This is a genomic window from Leptotrichia sp. SK-5 (genome assembly GCF_055387215.1).
This window is the reverse complement of record NZ_AP028931.1, coordinates 1,236,273-1,253,478: the sequence shown is the minus strand read 5'-3', so window position 1 is coordinate 1,253,478 and position 17,206 is coordinate 1,236,273. Positions and strand designations below refer to the sequence as shown.

22 protein-coding genes are annotated in these 17,206 nt (G+C 29.4%); 4 read left to right on the top strand and 18 right to left on the bottom strand.

Annotation, left to right across the window (positions count from 1 at the left end; genetic code table 11):
* Positions 1-147 precede the first annotated feature (147 nt).
* From ACZ5B9_RS06370 to ACZ5B9_RS06355, 4 genes are all read left to right on the top strand, one after another.
* Positions 148-1,803: an OPT/YSL family transporter gene (locus ACZ5B9_RS06370; protein WP_464423874.1), complete on the top strand. Its 1,656-nt coding sequence runs from the start codon at positions 148-150 to the stop codon at positions 1,801-1,803.
* An 81-nt stretch (positions 1,804-1,884) separates the two neighbouring features.
* Entirely contained in the window at positions 1,885-2,658 is a 774-nt protein-coding gene (locus tag ACZ5B9_RS06365; RefSeq protein ID WP_464423872.1) for a type III pantothenate kinase, read from the top strand.
* Positions 2,659-2,668: 10 nt separating this feature from the next.
* Entirely contained in the window at positions 2,669-3,580 is a 912-nt protein-coding gene (locus ACZ5B9_RS06360) for an esterase/lipase family protein (RefSeq protein WP_464423870.1), read from the top strand.
* Positions 3,552-4,364, top strand: a complete 813-nt coding sequence (locus tag ACZ5B9_RS06355; RefSeq protein ID WP_464423868.1) for a phospholipase D-like domain-containing protein — start codon at positions 3,552-3,554, stop codon at positions 4,362-4,364. Before ACZ5B9_RS06360 ends, ACZ5B9_RS06355 begins: the two co-directional genes overlap by 29 nt.
* Positions 4,365-4,415: 51 nt before the next feature.
* On the opposite strand, the gene ACZ5B9_RS06350 is transcribed toward ACZ5B9_RS06355, so the two are convergent.
* The 18 genes from ACZ5B9_RS06350 to ACZ5B9_RS06265 form a co-directional block, all read right to left on the bottom strand.
* Complete coding sequence (locus ACZ5B9_RS06350; RefSeq protein WP_374141312.1) at positions 4,416-4,784, bottom strand: hypothetical protein; 369 nt, start codon at positions 4,782-4,784, stop codon at positions 4,416-4,418.
* A gap of 261 nt (positions 4,785-5,045) precedes the next feature.
* Entirely contained in the window at positions 5,046-5,318 is a 273-nt protein-coding gene (locus ACZ5B9_RS06345; protein WP_372582553.1) for a type II toxin-antitoxin system YafQ family toxin, read from the bottom strand.
* On the bottom strand, positions 5,311-5,586 hold the full coding sequence (locus tag ACZ5B9_RS06340) for a type II toxin-antitoxin system RelB/DinJ family antitoxin (protein WP_006804298.1): 276 nt from the start codon (positions 5,584-5,586) through the stop codon (positions 5,311-5,313). The genes ACZ5B9_RS06345 and ACZ5B9_RS06340 overlap by 8 nt, the downstream gene beginning before the upstream one ends.
* Before the next feature lie 640 nt (positions 5,587-6,226).
* A complete protein-coding gene (locus ACZ5B9_RS06335) occupies positions 6,227-6,397 on the bottom strand; it encodes a hypothetical protein (protein ID WP_314293549.1) in 171 nt (56 codons plus the stop codon).
* Between the two features lie 144 nt (positions 6,398-6,541).
* Positions 6,542-8,341, bottom strand: coding sequence for an oligoendopeptidase F (gene pepF / locus ACZ5B9_RS06330; RefSeq protein WP_464423865.1), 1,800 nt, complete (start codon positions 8,339-8,341; stop codon positions 6,542-6,544).
* 119 nt (positions 8,342-8,460) lie between these two features.
* A complete protein-coding gene (locus ACZ5B9_RS06325) occupies positions 8,461-8,643 on the bottom strand; it encodes a hypothetical protein (RefSeq protein ID WP_464423863.1) in 183 nt (60 codons plus the stop codon).
* 151 nt (positions 8,644-8,794) lie between these two features.
* Entirely contained in the window at positions 8,795-9,691 is an 897-nt protein-coding gene (locus ACZ5B9_RS06320; RefSeq protein ID WP_464423861.1) for a YlmH family RNA-binding protein, read from the bottom strand.
* A 12-nt stretch (positions 9,692-9,703) separates the two neighbouring features.
* A complete protein-coding gene (locus ACZ5B9_RS06315; RefSeq protein WP_071124777.1) occupies positions 9,704-10,111 on the bottom strand; it encodes a YkvA family protein in 408 nt (135 codons plus the stop codon).
* Positions 10,112-10,394: 283 nt separating this feature from the next.
* Positions 10,395-10,979: a GNAT family N-acetyltransferase gene (locus ACZ5B9_RS06310; protein WP_464423859.1), complete on the bottom strand. Its 585-nt coding sequence runs from the start codon at positions 10,977-10,979 to the stop codon at positions 10,395-10,397.
* Positions 10,980-11,165 carry a hypothetical protein gene (locus tag ACZ5B9_RS06305; protein WP_464423857.1) on the bottom strand — a complete coding sequence of 62 codons (186 nt, stop codon included), beginning with the start codon at positions 11,163-11,165 and terminating at the stop codon, positions 10,980-10,982.
* A gap of 165 nt (positions 11,166-11,330) precedes the next feature.
* Positions 11,331-11,456 carry a hypothetical protein gene (locus tag ACZ5B9_RS06300; protein ID WP_282705127.1) on the bottom strand — a complete coding sequence of 42 codons (126 nt, stop codon included), beginning with the start codon at positions 11,454-11,456 and terminating at the stop codon, positions 11,331-11,333.
* 252 nt (positions 11,457-11,708) lie between these two features.
* Entirely contained in the window at positions 11,709-13,223 is a 1,515-nt protein-coding gene (gene gltX, locus ACZ5B9_RS06295) for a glutamate--tRNA ligase (RefSeq protein WP_464423855.1), read from the bottom strand.
* Between the two features lie 130 nt (positions 13,224-13,353).
* The gene (locus ACZ5B9_RS06290; RefSeq protein WP_464423853.1) at positions 13,354-13,938 is read right to left on the bottom strand and encodes a zeta toxin family protein; all 585 of its coding nucleotides are present in this window, start codon (positions 13,936-13,938) and stop codon (positions 13,354-13,356) included.
* Positions 13,938-14,111, bottom strand: coding sequence for a GNAT family acetyltransferase (locus ACZ5B9_RS06285; protein WP_464423851.1), 174 nt, complete (start codon positions 14,109-14,111; stop codon positions 13,938-13,940). Before ACZ5B9_RS06285 ends, ACZ5B9_RS06290 begins: the two co-directional genes overlap by 1 nt.
* Before the next feature lie 199 nt (positions 14,112-14,310).
* On the bottom strand, positions 14,311-14,919 hold the full coding sequence (locus ACZ5B9_RS06280; RefSeq protein WP_464423849.1) for a hypothetical protein: 609 nt from the start codon (positions 14,917-14,919) through the stop codon (positions 14,311-14,313).
* A gap of 68 nt (positions 14,920-14,987) precedes the next feature.
* Positions 14,988-15,662, bottom strand: coding sequence for an NAD(P)H-dependent oxidoreductase (locus ACZ5B9_RS06275; RefSeq protein WP_464423847.1), 675 nt, complete (start codon positions 15,660-15,662; stop codon positions 14,988-14,990).
* Between the two features lie 83 nt (positions 15,663-15,745).
* Positions 15,746-16,246, bottom strand: coding sequence for a hypothetical protein (locus tag ACZ5B9_RS06270; protein ID WP_464423845.1), 501 nt, complete (start codon positions 16,244-16,246; stop codon positions 15,746-15,748).
* Between the two features lie 30 nt (positions 16,247-16,276).
* Positions 16,277-17,200 (bottom strand): deoxyribonuclease IV, encoded by a 924-nt coding sequence (locus ACZ5B9_RS06265; protein ID WP_464423843.1) that lies wholly within the window; start codon positions 17,198-17,200, stop codon positions 16,277-16,279.
* Positions 17,201-17,206 lie beyond the last annotated feature (6 nt).

Sequence of the window (17,206 nt, the reverse complement as noted above, 5' to 3'; positions counted from 1 at the left end):
TTATGTTAAACTGTGTGTTAGATATTTATATCAAAATTTTATTTTGGCTTTTTTCTTTCTAAATTTAACAAACAATAAAAGAAAATTCCATTGACAAACACCCCAAAAATGAAGTAAAATTTAATAACAAAATGAGGAGGAAACTTAATGGAAAAAAAGAGAGCAGCAAAAAAAAATAACAATAAAAGTAGCGGATTAAATATAACATTTGAATCAATTTTAATTGGAATTATCGGAGCAATACTTGTATCTGCCAGCTCTTTTTATATCGTACTCAAATTTGGAGCATTACCATGGCCAACGATAATGGTTACACTTTTATCAATGATGGCGCTAAAATTCTTTAAAAAGACAAATAATAAGGAAATTACAATTACACATACCATTATGAGTGCTGGTTCAATGGTGGCGGGAGGAGTTGCCTTTACAGTTCCAGCCTACATTATTTTAGGCGGAAAATTAACAGACATAAATCAGCGGCTGCTTTTTATCACAATTTTGACTGGAAGCATTGCAGGTTCGTTTTTGTCCTACATTTTTCGTTCAAAGTTAATTGAAGAAGAAGATTTGGAATTTCCAATTGGGGAAGCGGCTTACAATCTTGTAAATTCTGGTAAAAATACTGCGAGTTTTCATTATGTTTCATTTGGAACGTTATTTAGCTCAATTGTCGCCCTTTTCCGTGATTTCAGCTTTACAAAGGGAAAAGCTCCTATTATTCCAGCATTAGTTTCACTAAAAAATGTGCCTTTCAGCTTTTATGTGTCGCCTCTTTTAGTCGGAATCGGGTATGTGCTTGGATTTTTAAATACATTTGTCTGGTTTTTAGGTGGCGTTGCTGTAATTTTTGTTGGGGAACCGCTTGCAAAAATGTTTAAAATTGCTGATTTTCCCATTATGAAAAATAGTTTTGGAATGGGATTTATGATTGGAATTGGAATTGCTGTAATTTTAAAAATTATTTTTTCAAATAAATCAAAGAATAATTCAGAAAATAGAAGTATCATTACCAAATTATTTATTTTATCAGCCGTTTCAGTAATTATAATAATTTTTATTTATAAACTTCCAATATTTCTTGCATTAGTTTTAGTATTAATCTCGATTTTATGCACGATAATCGCAGGTTATTCGACTGGAAAGACTGGAGTTAATCCAATGGAAATTTACGCCATAATCACAATTCTAGTAATTTCGTTTTTAAATAAAATGTTAAATGGATTAAACATTGGTGGAATAAAATTTTCTACAAACTTAAACACTCTGACGTTATTTTTACTGGCTTGCATTATAGCTGTCGCATGCGGACTTTCTGGCGATATTCTAAACGACTTTAAATCAGGCTACAAAATGAAAGTAAATCCATCAGAACAGCTTTTTGGTGAATTAATCGGCTCAATTGCAAGTTCTTTTGTAATAACATTCTTATTTTTTGTATTTTTCAGAGTCTATAAAACTATCGGTCCAGTAGAAAATACCGATTTGATAGCATTACAAGCCTCCATTGTTGCAACAGTAATAAACGGAATTCCGTTTTTGAATATTTTCTTTATTGGACTTGTAACGGGACTACTTTTAAGCCTGTTAAATTTACCAGTTTTAACTTTTGGAATTGGAATCTATGTGCCGTTTTATTTAACTTCAACTGTATTTTTAGGCGGACTTGCAAGTTTTTTTGGAAACAGAATTTCACAAAAATCTCACTCAAACCTGCTTTTAATTTCTAATGGATTAATGAGTGGAGAAGCAATTATAGGCGTTATTTTATCAATTGTTGCTTATATTAATCTGTTTATAAAATAAAAAAATATCTTTATATATTTAAATTTAGACAAGATTTTGAGTTTAATCTTTTAATAAACTTACTAACAGAAAGGAAAAATAATGATTTTAGGATTTGATATTGGAAATACACATATTATACCGATTTTTTATAATGAAAGTGGCGATATTCTAGCAACTTTCAGAATACCAACACATCTGGAATTTACCGAAGATACTCATTTTGTAATGTTAAAGGAATTTGCAAAAAACAGCAATTTAGAAATTTCAGATATTAAAAATATTGTTATTTCATCAGTTGTTCCAAATATTAACGAAAATTTTACAAGGCTTGGAAAAAAATATTTTAACATCAATCCAATGTTTGTAACACTTGACAATGTAGAAAATGAAATAAAAATTTTGCCAAATATGGAACGTGGTCTCGGTGCTGACAGGATTGTAGACATTTTGTCCGCAAAAAAACTGTATCCAGAAAAGGAACTTTTAATAATTGATTTTGGTACAGCCACAACTTTTGACATGATAAAAGATTCCACTTATATGGGTGGCTGCATTCTTCCTGGAATCACACTTTCAATAAATGCCTTGTTTAGCAATACCGCTGCCTTGCCAAAAATCGAATTTACCAATCCTGAAACAGTTTTGGGAATAAATACAATTTCACAAATAAATGCTGGTATCTTTTACGGAAATGTTGGTTCAATAAAAGAATTGATTTCACAATACAAAAACTTCTTTCCAAACACTTACGTTATCACAACTGGCGGACAGGGACAGAAAATTTCAGAATATATCAAAGAAATTGATGAATATGTAGCAAAACTTGGAGAAATGGGAATTTTTGAATTTTACAACTTAAATAAAAATAGATAAAGGAAATAAAATGAATAAAATAGCAAAAAATATATTAATTAGCTCAATAATTACAGTAGCTGGAGCAGTTGCAACCCAAAATGTTGTTGCTGGACTTCTTTACCATGAATATAAAATCAAGACTTACTATGAAAAAGATGATAAATCTCGAAAAAATCAGGATTTTATGGTACTTCTTCACGGTATTTACGGGAAAAGTTCGGATATGGAAAGTATCGCACAAAAATTTAAGAATAATTACAGGGTTATCAATATTCAGTATCCTACCACTAAGGACACTGCTGAAGAGATTGTTGAACGTTATATAAAGCCAAATATTGAGGACATTAACGGGCAGATTTATGCAGACAATCTGCATAGAAAAATAGAAAATCAGTATTATGAAATTGATGAAAATGGTAAACGAAAAGATAAAAAAAATGATGAAAATACACAAAAAAATATAAAGATTAATTTTGTGGCACACTCGATGGGAACTGGGATTTTACGATATTATTTAAAGGAAAATCCTCTTGAAAATTTAGGAAAAGTTGTATTTATTTCTCCGCCATCGCACGGAAGCCATCTAGCAGATGTTCCATTTGTAGACAAACTTCCATTTATGCTTGGAAAAGTCGTCCCCCAATTTAGCACGAAAAAAGATAGTTTTGTAAATCAGCTTGGCGAACCTAATTATGATTATATGATTCTGATTGGAAATAAGACAAATAATCCGCTATATTCAATGATTATTCGTGGAAAGGACGATGGAATGGTGCCTTTGGAAACTGCAAAAATGGAATCTGATAATTTTAAAATTATTAATAATACTACTCACACGAGTATTTTGAAAGATAACCGAACAATGAAGGAGATTTCTGACTTTTTAAAAAGTCCTGATATAAAAGAAAATGATGAAAAAAAAGACAATAAAACGAACTAACTACACAACAAAAAAAACTACAAGAACAAGAAATATTCCAAAAGCTGAGCAACCTTTCTTAGAAGGGATTTCCTGTGACATCTATGTCGGAAAAAAGGCTGGAATTAGTGTACGAAATGCAATCCAAAAAGCCAAGAAATCAATCACGGTAATCTCTCCCTTTTTAAGTGGGGATATGATAACTGAAGATATTTTTAGTTCATTAAATAAAGACGTGCAGGTAAATATTGTCTCAAAAGATAATGAAAAAATTTATCCTTTTTTACGAAAAAACTTATTTAAATATCATTCAATGCCAGGTTTTGGAAAATTTATTGTCCTCTTAGGAAAACTCATACTAACAATGTTTTATTTAATTTTGTCGATTGCAGCACTAGAAATTTTTACACTATTTCTTTTTGATATTTCCTTTACAAAGTCTGTATTTCCAATTACAAAAAACAATCTTTTAGTTTTAACAATTTTTCTAGGAATTTTTACATTTTTTCTAAGAACAGCAATAAAAAACAACGAATTTTACTATTCGTTACGTGATAATTTTAATATTCATATTTTAAGCAAGAACTACAATCTTCACAGCAAAATCTACATAATTGACAATAAAATTGCATTTTTAGGCTCCTTAAACTTTACCGATACAGGATTTATGCTAAATCACGAAACTTGCATAAAAACAACCGACAAAACTGCAATTAAGCACCTAAATAACGTTTATAAAGATTTGCTGAAAGTAAACTCAATATCACTGAAAGAATTGAAATATAAAATTAGCAAAAAAAATTAGAGTTGCCTAGTTTAACAATTTAGACAACTCTTTTTTTAAATACAATTACAATTAATCTATCGGATTATAGCTTCCGTCCCATTCCAACCCCAAACTGTTAGCATAATCAAAATTATCTGTTGCAAGTTTACCAGTTCTCTTATTTACAGTATAACTGAACAAACGTGGCTCAACATTTGGATCTCCACCGCATTTAGCATTATTACTTCGCACATCAATTTCAAATTCCTCATCAGTTTCATCAACATAAAATCTCATGCATTTTGTCCCTTGACTACCACCAAATTTATGCTTAGCTATTGAATTTTGCACAAGTCTCAAAGCTTCATTCTCACTTCTTACAGGTGCAGCGTTTGCCAATCCCGCACATACCAAAGAAAAAATCAAAACACCAATCTTTTTATTAAAAATTTTTTGCATCAAAATCACCTTCTCTTTCAATCTTTTTCATATAATTATACCATATTTTTTTATAATACAAAACCCGATTTTTAAAATAGAAATAAAATTCTATAAATTAATTTGACAGCTTTGTTAAAATTCTTAGTTATTCATCTTAAAGACTTTTATAATTTTATTTATAAATATTATTATTAATAAATGTTTTTTCTTATTTTATTTATATATTTTTCCTTTAACGGAATTTTGCTTATTTAATGTTTTTCAAATTTCAGAACCATACTAAAACAATTCTGAGTGTGAACCTAAACGAGATAAGGATAATACTAAAATGTCATCATAATATTTATATATTAATAGCCAATCAGGTTCTATATGGCATTCTCTGAATCCTTTGTAATTACTGATTAATGCATGATCTTTATATTTAATGTCTAATACTTTCTTTTCAGCTAAAATATCAACGATTTTAAATAGTTTATTAATATCTTTTCCTTGCTTTTTGGCTAATTTCAATTCTTTCTTGAATTGTCCTGTAAATTTAATTTTATACACCAAGTGCTTCTCTCAACTCCTCTATGCTGTCATATCCCTTTACACTATCATCTCTTGCAATTCTATCAGCTTCTCTCATTGCTTCTAAAGTCACTTCATTTGGCTCTTCTTCCAATTTCAATTCAAAAGGGATTCTATTTTCTCTAATTGCAGTTTTTAAGAACATATTTACTGCGGTTGTCATTGTCAAGCCAAATTTGTTAAATAATTCGTTCGCTTTTTCTTTTGTTTCTTTATCAACTCTAATACTTAAATTTGCATTTGCCATAACAAATACCTCCTTTTTTTCTTCATTGTATCAATTTTTAATTACATTGTCAATACAACAAACCAACATTATTAATATTGAAAACAGAATTAATTTTATACTAAATCCCATTTAAATAAAAAATTTATTACAAACTTTTCCAACAAAGGATAAAAATTTAGTATTTCAAAATAATTAAAGTATAATTTTTAATAAACCGACGGAGCTTTTATTTGTTCAACTACGACTGTTTGACGACTGAAAGGAGGAGTTTCGGAGTTGAATAAATAAAAGTCGTAGTCTAGCCATAGGTATTGCGTAGCAATCTTGCCACAATTTTAATTTTAGGATAAACCTTTAATGCAAGATAAGGTTTTGCGGCAATGAGCAATCCTGCGAAAAAAAGAAAAAAACTAATAAAAACAGTAAAAATTAATATTAAATAAGATGGTCTAATACTAAATCCCATTATAAAATAGAAACTATATTAAGGGCAAAAAATTTAATTCTTTATTAATATAGTATGTAATTCAAAATTTATTAAAAAATACAATTATTTAACTAAAATAAAAAGAGCAAGATACATCCTCCCCAAACAAGAAGCATCTGCCCTTCCTAATATAAATTCATTATTTCTTATTTTGTACCTTTGCAGTATACATTAGAATTCCCTATTTCCGTATCTATCCTCACAATATATATATCCACTAGGACGTTTGTAACATTTCACTCCTCTTTCAGCTGCTTCTCTCTTAGCTTCATTGTATTCATCTACAATACTACAGCTGAACACTGTCATAGCCAATATAGCCAACATAATTATTTTTTTCATAAATATACCATCTCCTTTTGTATTGTTTTTTCTATATCAAATTATCATTCCATTTCATGTATTAACTATTTATGTGTTTTTTTATATTTTTATTATACAATATTTTGAGTTTGGATGCAAGTTATTTTATATTTCGATATTTTTCTATAACTTCCCAATCTCCACTTCCAATTTATCTAACAGCAAATCAAATTGTTTTGCCACAGCCTCGATTGTTTCAATTTTTGACAAGTCAACTCCTGCTTTTTTAAGCTGTTCCATTGGGAAGTCATTTCCTCCTGAGCTTAATAATTGGATGTATTTGTCTAGTGTTTGTTTTTTCTCGCTTTCATCACTTGAATTTATCATTTTTTCATATAAAATCGCTGATGAGGCAAAGCAAGTGGCGTATTGATACACGTAAAATGGCGAGTTGAAAAAGTGTGGAACTCTTGCCCAGAAAATATAGATTAAATCATCTTTTTCGATTATATCGCCGTAATATTTGTCAAACAAGTCTTCCATAATTTTGCTTAAAACTTCCACTGTAATCGGCTCTCCAGCTTCTGCCAGCTTGTGTGCCTGATATTCATAATCTGCTAGCAATGCCTGAAAATAGAATGTTCCAACAATATTTCCAATTTCCTGCTCCAGCAGTGCGATTCTTTCTTTTGGATCATTGGTATTTTCCAGCATATAGTCAAGCAGTAATCTTTCGTTAAATGTGGAAGCCACTTCCGCTACGAAAATTGTGTAGTCTGCCATCGAGAAAGGCTGATTTTCATCTGAATAAAGAGTGTGCAAGGTATGTCCCAGCTCATGTGCCAATGTAAATACGCTGTCTAAAGTCTTGTTGTAATTTAGAAGCATATATGGGTGAACTCCGTAAACTCCTGCAGAATACGCTCCCGTTCTTTTCCCTTTCGCCTCAAATACATCCAGCCAGCCTTCTGAAATCGCTTTTTTCATTTTTTCTACATAATCTTTTCCAAGTGGAGCAACTGAATTTAACACTATTTCCTTCGCATCATCATACTCGTATTCCTTGTCAAATTCTATTAGATTAATTGAACCATCAAAATTATAATATTTTTCAAGTCCTAAAATTTTCTTTCTCAATTTTAAGTATCTTTGTAATGGTTTTGTATTATTTTTTGCTGTATTTACAAGATTTAAGTAAATTTCTTCTGGAATATTGTCACTTTCCAGATGGCTTAACAAAAATGAATCGTAATTGTAGGCTTTCTTTGAAGCAATTCCTTTTTGCAAAATTGAGTTATAAATTGCAGCAATTGTATTTTTTTTCTTTTCATAAATTGTGTAAAATGTCTGAAACATGAGTTTTCTGTCTTCCTGATTTCTATTTGTAGACAAAATTTTAGAATAATTGGCAGGCGTTACATCTACTTTTTCTCCAGAGCTAAGGGTAACTTGAGGCCATTCCACATCCGTAACAGTAACTTCCGAATAAATGCTTCTCGGTGCTGAAAAAAATGAACTGTAGTACGATAGCAATTTGCTTTCCTTTTCTTCCAGAATATGCTTTTGCAGTCTAAATAAATTTTTTAGTCCAAATCTATAATCATCAAATTCTTTTTTTTCAATCCATTTTTCAATATTCTCACGATTATCAACCAGTTCTGAATTTACCCAAGACAATTCAGTAGAAATCTCTGCAAACAAAAACTGCACCTTCTGCAAATGCTCCACAGCGTCCTTATCCGATGAGTTCAAATCCCTCGCAAGCTGAGGATACCGATACAATTTATAAGAAATCTTATCCATTTCCTCCTGCTTCTGAAAAAACTCCAACAACTTCCCTTCATTCCCAAATTGCCCTTTAAATCCAGCCAATTCTTTTTTCAGCTCACTAACTTTCTCAAAATCCTTTTCCCAAGCTGAATAATTTTCATAAATATCCGATAAATTCCATTTATATTCTTGTTTTATTTCACTTCTTTCCATCTTTTCATTCCTTTTCTATTTTTTATAATAATACTTTTTCAAATCTAAATGTAAAAGTTACATATTTTCAAGCCCTAAAATTACTTAATTATCAATTTGATAAAAATTTTTTAAAAAAACTATTTTTCTTTAAATTTTTCATACAAAAATAATATCAATGCAATTGGAATTATCCATACTGCAACTGATAAAAATACTGCAAGTGCCAATTTCAGCAATGCAATCACGGCAACAATCCCAATTGCTATTACAAGACATCTTATCAATATTTCAAAATTACTTTTTGGCGTAACATCTTTCATTTTTCTACCTTCTTTCTTTAATTTAGAACATTCTCTATTTTAAAACATTTAAACCAAGTTATAAATAATAGACATGTTCGATAACCTGAGTTTTTGTGTTTCCACAAGTGGTCAAGACCCCTTGCTTTAGAATATTTATTTTTATTGAATTCTAAATGTATTTCTTCACAAGTATCCGTTCTTTCCCCTTTTTCGTTTCCCCCTTATCCAAAAACAATTTATACTTCCCAAACCCTCTAATCGTAATCAAACTCCCAATTTCAAGCATTCTAGACTTATCCTTTTCTTCCACATAATCAACTAGAACCTTTCCTTTTTCAATCGGCTCAATTACTTTTGTACGAGATAAATTTGTAATCGTTGAAACAATGCTGTCCAGACGCTTGGAGGGAACTGTAATTAACTTATCATCATATTTATATTGCGGAAGAGTATTTTTATTTTTTGTGTCAATAATTTCAATTTCACAAGACGCTTTTCCTATTTGCTTTAATTCCGAAATAATATAATCCGCAATTTTCTCTGATACTGGAATATACCCTGATATTTTCCTGCCCTCATTTTCCAAAATCAAGTCTCCCATAAGCTCCCTTTTTATATTAAGTCCCATAAGGCTTCCTAAAAAATCCTTATGAAGATATTCACGAAATCTTGAATCTATTGATATTTTTAACAATTTATTTGGAAATTGAAAACTATTCTCATTAAACTCATTATTACAGTCCGCATAATCTTCAAATTTTTCATCATCTTGTACCAAACTTTTGCCATTTTTTTCAAAATTATCATAAACATCTCTATTTCCAACTATAAAACTATCAGGCACAAATGCAATTTGCCGTCTATCACTATCCGCAAAAACTCCATCACAAATAACATTAAGTCCATCCATCCTTTTTCCTAGCCTCTTCCAAAAATTCGGCGTATAAAACTCCTCAGTAAAGCTCATAATCTCATATTCCTTTGCCACTTCATAACAATTATACAATTTACTAGCCAAATACTCCATTTCTTTCGGAAACTGTCTCAAAAAATTTTCTTTTTTCATATTTCTCCACTTCTAATCTTCATTTACAACCCTTAGATTATCCCAATCTACATTTCTGTCCTTCTCTTCCCTTTTCTTCTGAAGCTCAAATTTTTCATATTCAGAAATTAAACTTCCCAGCTTTGAAATCACATACGCCACAACACCTATATCATCACCAAACCCAATAATCGGCAAAATATCAGGCACTGCATCAATTGTCGAAATCACATAAATAATCGCTCCAATAATTTTTACCTTATCCATCGTTGGAATCTTAAATTCCCCTCTTTTGTCCGCTTGCAACATTCTCACAAGAAGTCCAAACTTTGATGCAACTGCTCCTAAATTATTTTTCAACTTTCCAGCCTTTTTCAAATCTTCTGCTGTAATATTTGTCTTTTTATATTTCTCATATAATTTTTTTGCTCTTTTTAACATAATATTCCCCCTTTCGTAAATGAAACTTTTGGTAACCTAATTATACTAAAAAATTTCTTACAATTCAACTTAAATAATTATGGATTATTCTAGTTAAATTATAAAAGCTCCGCCAGTTTATTAAAACTAAAAAGTTTATTTTATTAAAGAAAAAACATTTATTATAAATTTCAATATAAATAAAATAAAAAAAGTGATATTTAAAAGTTTAAAACTCTATACATCACTTTTTTAAATTCTTATAATTTTATCCATTTAATCTTAAAAATAAATTCAATATACTTCATTTAAGATCCATTATCATTACTTTCAATCCTTCATCAGAAATAATATGCTCCAAAAGTTTAAATCCAAAATCTCTATAAAAATTAATCAATCTAGATTCATTCTGACATTCCAACCATACATATTTAGTATTTATCAATTCCTTTATCTTCAATAACAAATTATATGCCGAAGTTAGTAAATCTTTTCCTGTAATTTTTTTCAAAATATCATCTGAATAATTTTTCCCCAGTTGTCCCAACAAAAAACTACTTGTCATCAAATCACCATTTTTTAATATACTTCCGCTATTACTCAGTTTCTTTTGCTGTGTTTTTGAAAGCACATTCAATTCTTCTTTTGAAAGAATTAAACTTCTATTTGCAATAGTAAAATATCCTAACATTTCTTCAATATTATCATCGTATACAAGATATGTGGAAGAAATACAAGATTTTTCAAATTTGATCGCTTTTTCCTGTAAAAATATCTCTATATCATTCTTTTTATTTGAAATAGAAATACTTTTAAAATTTTTCAACATTTTATTTACATCTGTTTCTTCATATGTATTCACAAAATTTTTTAAATTGATATTTTCCAATTATTTTGTCCCCTTTTTTCTAAGATTCCATTTTTTACCTATCGCTTCTATAGTTTTTTCATCATTAACCTTAATCTCTAAATCCTCATTTTTATTTACAGTAAATCCCTCTTCCATCATTTTAATCAGCTCTTCAGCTGCTTTCTTATTCAATTCTAAATTTTTGAAAAAACTGCTTGTAGCCATAACTATCACCCCTTATCTTTTATTTCCTAATTAATACTAAACCCCTTTTGAAAATAGGAATAAATTTTTATAATAGAATTGTTTGATAATTAACTCATAATCATTCAACTAAATTATTTTTTATTATTTTTTGGATATTTTATTAATAAATATTTTTTCATATTACTATGTTTTTTCTTTTTTATTTTCGTAGGATTGCTCATTGCCGCAAATCCTACAACCTATGGCTAGTCTACGACATTTTTCTGCACTGCCAAAAAACTCGCTATGCTCAGACAGTTTTGCCAGCACAGAAAAATGCTCCGACGGATTAATTTATACTAAAATCTGTTTAAAAAGTAAAAATTATGTTTTAATTATTTGAAAATATTAAGTTTTATCCTTTAATTAGAAAAATTTGTAATAAATTCGTTGTTTAAATGGAATTTAGTATAAGATAATTATACCACATAAGAAATAAAATTTCCACAAAATTTTAAAAAATAGTTAAAAAAATTAACACAAAAAAGAGAACTACATATTAGTAATCCTCTTTAAAAAATATTATTTATTCAAAATATTATTTATCCTAGCCAATGTTCTTTCTTTTCCAATAACTGCAATTACTGTGTATAAATCCGCTCCTCTGGCTTTTCCTGTAATAACTGCCCTAAGTGGCATTAATACTGCTGCTGGACCTTCTCCAATTTCATCTTGCAGTTCGTGCAGGATTTGTTTCGCTTCGTCTTCTGAAATTTCTTCATTTAATTTATTGATTTTTTCAATAAACATTTGGATAGATTTTTTACCAGTTTCTGTTTCAAGTGAAGAAGTTAATTTTTCAATTGATTTTCTTTCCTTTTTATTCATTCCTTCCTCAATTACTGGCAATTCAAATTCATCTTCAAAATAAATTGCCGCATTTACTGGCAATTCCTTTAATGTTTGTGAACCTTCCCTTGTAATTTCCACAATTCTTTTTAATTTTGAAAATTCTTCATCTGACAAGTTTTCATTTTCATAATAACCAGCTTGCACAAAATATGGAATAGCCAATTTTGTCAATTCATCCAGATCCTTTAATCTCATGTGATGATTGTTTACCCATCCTAATTTAACTAAGTCAAATACAGGCCCTCCAAGAGAAATTTTATCAAATGAGAAATTTTGAATCATTTCATCAATAGTAAAAATTTCCTTGTTTTCTCCAAAGCTCCATCCCATAAGTGCAAGGAAGTTTAACAATCCTTCTTTTAAATAACCTTCTTCTTTATAATAGTTCAATGAAACTGGATTTTTTCTTTTTGAAATTTTAGTTTTGTCAGCATTTCTCAAAAGTGGCATGTGATACCATTTTGGCTCATCCCATCCAAATGCTTTGTATAATTGAATATGCTTAGGCGTAGAAGAAATCCATTCTTCCGCTCTTATAACGTGAGTTATCCCCATCAAATGATCATCAACAATATTTGCCAAATGATAAGTTGGGAATCCATCAGATTTTAGTAGTACCTGATCGTCAATTTTACTGTTTTCAAATCTAATTTCTCCTCTTAATCCATCATTTACAACAGTTTCACCTTCATAAGGCATTTTCAGTCTAATAACATAAGGCTCTCCAGCCGCTAATTTTGCTTCCACTTCTTCTTTTGACAAGTTTCTGCAATGCCCGTCATATCCTGGTGCTTGTTTCATAGCCGCTTGTCTTTCTCTTAATTTCTGTAATCTTTCAGCAGTACAGAAACAATAATATGCTTCCCCTTTTTCCACCAGTTGTTCAGCATAATCCTTATAAATCGAAAATCTTTCCGATTGTCTATAAGGCCCTGCTTCTCCCCCAACGTCTGGACCTTCATCATAATTTAACCCAAGCCATTTCATCGCATCAAAAATTTGCTGTTCCGAATCTCCTGAAAATCTCGTTCTATCTGTATCTTCTATTCTTAAAATAAAATCTCCGCCATTATGTTTTGCAAACGCATAATTAAATAGTCCAATGTAGGCAGTTCCTACGTGCGGATCTCCAGTTGGAGACGGTGCTATTCTAACTCTTACTCTTTTATTATCACTATTTGACATTTTTTTCTTTTTTCTCCTATCTATTTTGTTATTCTTTGTATATTATATAATAAAATAAAGTATTGTGCAACAATTTGATTTTATGATATTCCAATAAATTTAATTAATTTATGTTTTTTTATATATTTTTTTATTTTTTATTCTCAATTACTTCTATAGCCTCTTTAGACCAATTTACATTTTTATCTTTATATAAAATTTTATTATTTATAAATGAAAAAATATGTTTATATTTTATAGAATTATCATATAGGTAAACTTCATCAAACTTTGTAATCATCTGTTTTAAATTTTTTAAAGATTCATAATATCTTTTTTCGACTATTTCATCAGCTATATTATGACCACCTTTTTCTACTCTATTTCTTATTCTTTCCTTTGCTATTTCAGGATTATTTACACCAACATAGAATAGTTGTAATTCATAACCTAATTCTTTTGCTTTATCAATAGTTTTTAAAATCGTTTTTCCAGTTAGAGTTGTTTCTTCATTAAACGATTTTCCATCCTTCAAGCAGTCATTTCTTAAATTTATTGCTATTTTCGCTGCTTTTATTTGATCAGAATTATTCTTCCAATCTCCGATTTTTCTAACAATTTCATCTGTATTAATTCTCGTACTGTATTTTATGTTATCATCTAAATTTCCAGAATTGTATAGGGTTGATTTTCCTGCTCCATTTACTCCCGCAAAAATATATAAAACTTTTTTCATTAAAATACACCTTTTTTTATTAATTCATCCTGCTTTGTTTCCAAAATTAAATTAAATAACTTATTATAAAAAATTTTATCTTCTTCTTTTTCAGATTTTGCCATTAACTCATTAATATCTTTTTGATTTAATGTCAATATAAAATCTTTTAAATTTTCCTTTTTTAAATCCATATTTTTTTATATGATAAAGAATATAAATAATTATATAAAATATCACACACACACCTTTCTTTATATTTTTATTTCATCCTTGTTATTTATAAAAAGATCTATTTCCAACAGGTCTAAATTTACCCAAGATTCGAAATTATAGGAATTTATAAACAACTGTAGTTTAAATCAGATTTATTCTAACAAAAAATCCATTGTCTCAATATCTTATAGCTCTTTTATATTTATCAAAAGCATCACTTATTGCCTGCTTGTATTCTTCCTTTTCATAAAGGTTTTCTAAAATATATGAATAATATATGGACTCGCTAATCCGTTCTTTCTTATCTAAATCAAAAAACTGAACAATTACAAATTTATATTTTGTTCCTTTATCTTTGCACCATTTCCCAATAGTCTCAATAATATCAACTCTATCAATAATAATTTCCTTAGCAGTTTCTTCTTTATTTGTAGGATCATTAACTGCTTGCACTATAAAAAAACGTCCATCGTTTGTTACAGCAGTTATTACTGAATTTTTAAATTTTTTTTGGATAATCTGCTTTATTTCAGTCACATCTTTATCACTTAATTGTTTATATTCAGGACCTCCATCAACCTTAACTTTCATTAAATCGTTTTCATAAGTTGTTTCTGCTTCTATTCTTTTTTTCTTCGTTCCTTCTGATATCTGTTCTGAACTTTCTTGCTTTTGATTCGTCTGTTCAGATGTATTATTTGGTTTATTTTTATTTTCATGTTGATTATTTTTATTACCACACGAAAATGCCGTTACCAGCAACATCATTACAAAAATTTTTTTCATAAAAATCCTCTTTCTGCAATAAATTAATTTTACAATTTTGGTATATTCAAAATTCAAGTATTCAAAAACTACTCAACAATCTCATAAACTTCCAACAGCTCTCTTCTAGTTTTTGGAGTAATATCTTCATCCCTATACCCAAAACTTACAAAATATGAAATTCCATATTCCTTCAAATCAAAGACACCTTTTTCAGAGAAGTATTTTTCAGCCATTTCTTTATTAAATCCTTCAATCGCACAGCTGTCAATCCCAAGAGCCGCAGCCATATTCATCATATTTACCATTGCAATGTAAGTCTGTTTTGAAGCCCAGTCAAATAATGCTCTTTCACTTTCCAGCAACTTAAAATGCTCTTTTTGAAATTTTGTAAAGAATTCTTTTCTAATCTTCAAATTTTCATCAGAAATATTTTTTATTTCCTTCCCAATTTTTTCAAAATACCCGCTATCGCCAGTAACACCTTTTCTAGCTAGCACCATAACAATATGGCTCGCCCCATTCAAGCTGTTAATCGCTCCCCAAGCAAACTCTCTCATATCATTCAGCATTCCCTCATTCTTCACAAGAATAAATTTCCAAGGTTCAAGCCCAAAAGAACTAGGAGAAAGTCGCCCTGCCTCAATAATTGCCATAAAATCTTCATCTGAAACAACTTTTGTCTTATCATATTTTTTACACGCATATCTTCTGTTAAATATTTCAAGCAATTCCTTTTTTGCCAATTCTTTATCTTTTAGCATTTTTATCACTTCTTTCTGTATATTTATCATATCTTATATAAACTTTACTATTTTTTTATTTATTTAAAAAATTATTTTCTATTCTAAAATCTTGTAGCTCTTGAATACTTAGAAAACCCTTCTTTAAGTGCTTTTTTATAATCTTCATCTTCGTATTTGATTTGTAAAATATGAGAATAATAAATTGAACGACTAATTTCTTTATTCTGTTTTTTATCATAAAATTGATTAATTATAAATTTAAACTCTATCCCCTTTTCCTCACACCATTCTCCAATGGTATCAATAATATCTACTCTATCAATTGTAACTTCTTTTCCTGTTAATTCTTTATTATTACCATCGGTTACATTTTTTCTTATAAAAAATCGTCCATCTTTTGTTACGGCTATTAATTCTAAATTGGCAAATTTTTTCCGAAGCATCTTTTTTATCTCTTTTACATCACTATCACTAAATTGTTTAGAATTATCGTACCCGCTAACTTGAATATTCATTAATTCTTTTTCATATATTTTTTCTTCTTTATTACCACACGAAACCAAAAACAACAAAAACAATAAAAATAATCCTTTTTTTATCATGCATCAATTCCTTTCATATTCCAATAGAATTTACTGATTTTTGATTTTCTCCATCACATCTTTGTCAAACTTCCCAGCTCTAAGCATCTCAATCTCAAATTTATACGGCGGAACTTTCTTAGCCTTTTTATCATCGCTCAAAGCCACATAAGGCGTTTCCAGAATTTTTGGCAAATGAGAAAATTTCTCAAAATGTGCAATTTTATTTAGCACTTCAAAGCCAATGTTTCCAAATCCTATATTTTCATGCCTATCTTTATGTGCACCACACACATTCTTACTATCATTCAAGTGAATTACTGAAATCCTGTCAATTCCAACAATTTTGTCAAACTGCTCAATAACTCCTTCAAAATCGTTTACAATATCATATCCAGCATCGTGAACGTGGCAAGTATCAAAACAAACTGTCAGTTTTTCCTTCAATTTTACACCATCAATAATTTTTGCAATTTCTTCAAAACTTCTCCCGCATTCTGTACCTTTTCCAGCCATCGTTTCAAGTGCCACAGTCGTTTTCTGATCTTTTGTCAAAACTTCATTCAATCCTTCAATAATCTTATTAATCCCAACTTCTTCACCTTCTCCAACGTGAGCACCTGGATGAAGAACAATTCTTTTTGCGCCAATAGCATCTGTCCTTTCAATCTCCGTTCTCAAAAACTGCACTGCAATTTCAAAAGTTTCAGGCTTTACAGCATTCCCAAGATTAATTATATAAGGAGCATGCACAACAATATCGTCAATATCAATATTATTCTCCTTCATAAGTTTAAGCCCAGCCTCAATATTCAGCTCTTCAATCGGCTTTCTCCGTGTATTCTGCGGTGCTCCAGTATAAATCATAAAAGTATTCGATCCATAAGAAACCGCTTCCTTAACCGATCCCAAAAGCATATCTTTCCCACTCATTCCCACATGTGATCCAATTTTAAAAATTTCTTTTTTCGACATTTCTAT